3 protein-coding genes are annotated in these 2,205 nt (G+C 65.9%); all 3 read right to left on the bottom strand.

Translation table 11 applies throughout. From position 1 onward, the window contains the following. Positions 1–1,433, bottom strand: a 1,433-nt coding sequence (locus tag ACTS2Z_RS01950) for a sensor histidine kinase (RefSeq protein ID WP_442571554.1), incomplete at its 3' end; no start/stop codon positions are given. Continuing rightward, positions 1,390–1,989 carry a sigma-70 family RNA polymerase sigma factor gene (locus tag ACTS2Z_RS01945; RefSeq protein WP_442571553.1) on the bottom strand — a complete coding sequence of 200 codons (600 nt, stop codon included), beginning with the start codon at positions 1,987–1,989 and terminating at the stop codon, positions 1,390–1,392. The genes ACTS2Z_RS01950 and ACTS2Z_RS01945, both read right to left, overlap by 44 nt. Next, positions 1,986–2,205, bottom strand: a 220-nt coding sequence (locus ACTS2Z_RS01940) for a NepR family anti-sigma factor (protein WP_442571552.1), incomplete at its 5' end; no start/stop codon positions are given. The genes ACTS2Z_RS01940 and ACTS2Z_RS01945, both read right to left, overlap by 4 nt.

The raw sequence follows: 2,205 nt of genomic DNA, 5'->3' as shown, positions 1-2,205 counted from the left end.
GGCGCAATGCGCGTCTCCAGCGCGATGCCGCGCTCCACGCCGCCGACCGCCTGATGGGTCAGCGTGCACAATTCCTCGAAGAAGGGTTTCAGATTGATGCGGGCAAAATCGCCTGCCTCGTAGAGGCTGCGATGGACGAGCGCGAGCGCATTGATGCGGGTCTGGGCATCGCTGAGCACCTTGGCGGCTCTGGCGTCGTTAACCGAGCGCATCTGCAGATTGATAAGGCTGGTAATGATTTGCAGGTTGTTTTTTACGCGGTGATGCACTTCGCGCAGCAGCATTTCCTGATAGGCGAGGCTCTGGTTGAGCGCTTCATCCCGTTCGGCAATGGAGCTGGCCATGACGGAAAACCCGGCTGCCAGCTCACGCAATTCGCCCGGAGCGCGCGCTGCGCGCGAAGGCCGCACCGAGTAGCGTCCGCGCCCGTAAGCAGCCGCCACGCGTTGCAGATAGCGCAGCCAGCGCAGGATCATCACATCGGTGGCGATCCAGATCACGCTGCCCGCCAGCAGCAGCATGAGGACTGGCAGGATGATGATGCCAGCCACGTCCAGAAGCGCGAAATCGACAAAGCCGGGGGAGGGTTCGGACAGCAGGGCGTAAAGCTCGGTCCCGACCAGCGGCACCAGCACGAACTGGCGGGCATCGCCGTCAGGGCCGCTGCCGCCAAAATGGACGCTGCCGGAGCGGGCTGCCTCTTCCAGTACGACTTCCTCCACCCGGGCCACACCGATTTCGCGGCTTTCGGTCAACACCCGGCCGACACTGTCCACAAGGGCAGCGCGTGCGTCTCCTGCCTGTTCGCCGCCCAGTGTCTGCAGGGCCTGCAGGGAGACACCGGTGGCGAGGGCGCCTGCGAAATTGCCTTCCTCGTCGAACACCGGGCTGATGGCCCGGACGATAGCGGTCTCGGTGATGGGGTCGATCTCCAGCGCACCCACGCTGAAACCCTGGCTCTCACGCGCGGCTGCAAACCAGGCGGTGTCGTCGAACCGGACAGTTTCATCCATCGGCTCGGCAGAGCAGGCGACCACGCCAAACGCATTGACCCGGACGATGTTGGAATAGGCGCTCTGGCCTTCGAGGCCTTGAGCGAGCGTCCGGGCGCACAGCGAACCGCCAAGGCGCACGGGCGCCTGGCGCGCCAGCGCGCTCATCATGGTTCCGGCACCGAGAATGAGCTGGCGCTGGCTCTGCGCGGTCAATTGCGCGCGCGCGGCCAGCAATTCGCGTTGATTGTCGCGCGCAGCTTCAAACCGTGCCTGTGCATAGAGGGCGCTCAGGGCCAGCAGCGGAATGAGCGCGAGCACAATGACGGCCAGCATGCGCACGCGCAGGCCCGCGCTCCAGCGGGTCCGCGCAATGCCAGCCGGTGCGGCGGCGGCGTCAGCCGGTGAGCCGCTCTGCGCTTGCGGTGCGGATGTGGTCAACAATATCCTCCGCCGCATTGGCTGCACCGCCTGGCGAGGCCTGCAAGGCGACGCCCGTGCCCATGCGCTTTTCCAGTGCCGCACGGCCGCGGCTGACCCGGCTTTTCACCGTGCCGACTGCGCATCCGCATACTTCAGCTGCTTCCTCATAGCTCAATCCGCCCGCGCCGACGAGGACCAGCGCCTCGCGCTGCTCATCGGGAATATCCAGAAGCGCGCGGCGCACATCATCCAGCTGCAGGGCCCAGCTCTGCTGCTCGTTGGTAACGGCAGCGTTCTCCGGGATTTCCCCGCCCTGTTCCTGCTTGCGCCAGGCCCGGCGGCGTTCCGAGTAGAAATGATTGCGCAGGATGCGGAAAGTCCACGCGCGCATGGATGAACCGTCCTCGAAGCGCTCGCGTGCGGACCACGCCTTGATGAGCGTCTCCTGGACCAGATCGTCGGCTTCGGACGCATTGCCACACAGCGAGCGCGCAAAGGCGCGCAGGTGCGGAATGGCATCGGTGAGTTCCTGCTGGAAGACGGCCATGGCGGCGGCGTCATTATGCGCTGTCATGTATTGCCCTGCCCGCTGTCGCCGCCCTCGGCAGGGTTGTCGTTTTTCGTGCCAGCGCCCGACTTGCGCGCAAGTTCCGCCATCAGATCGCTCAGCGTATCGGGCACTGGCTCGCTCGTGACGGAGTCGTAATAGGCGCGAAGCTGGTCACCCAGAACCCGGCGGCGGGCGCTCTGGCCTGCTTCGGCCCGGGACGGAGTGGCGCCCGGCGGCTCT

It is taken from the genome of Glycocaulis sp., from assembly GCF_052168375.1.
Taxonomy (GTDB): Bacteria; Pseudomonadota; Alphaproteobacteria; order Caulobacterales; family Maricaulaceae; genus Glycocaulis.
This window is presented reverse-complemented; position numbering and strand designations above follow the sequence as displayed.

Excerpts from the sequence above, each read along its gene's own strand:
- ACTS2Z_RS01945 (WP_442571553.1), bottom strand. The coding sequence starts at position 1,989 with ATGACAGCGCATAATGACGCCGCCGCCATGGCCGTCTTCCAGCAGGAA.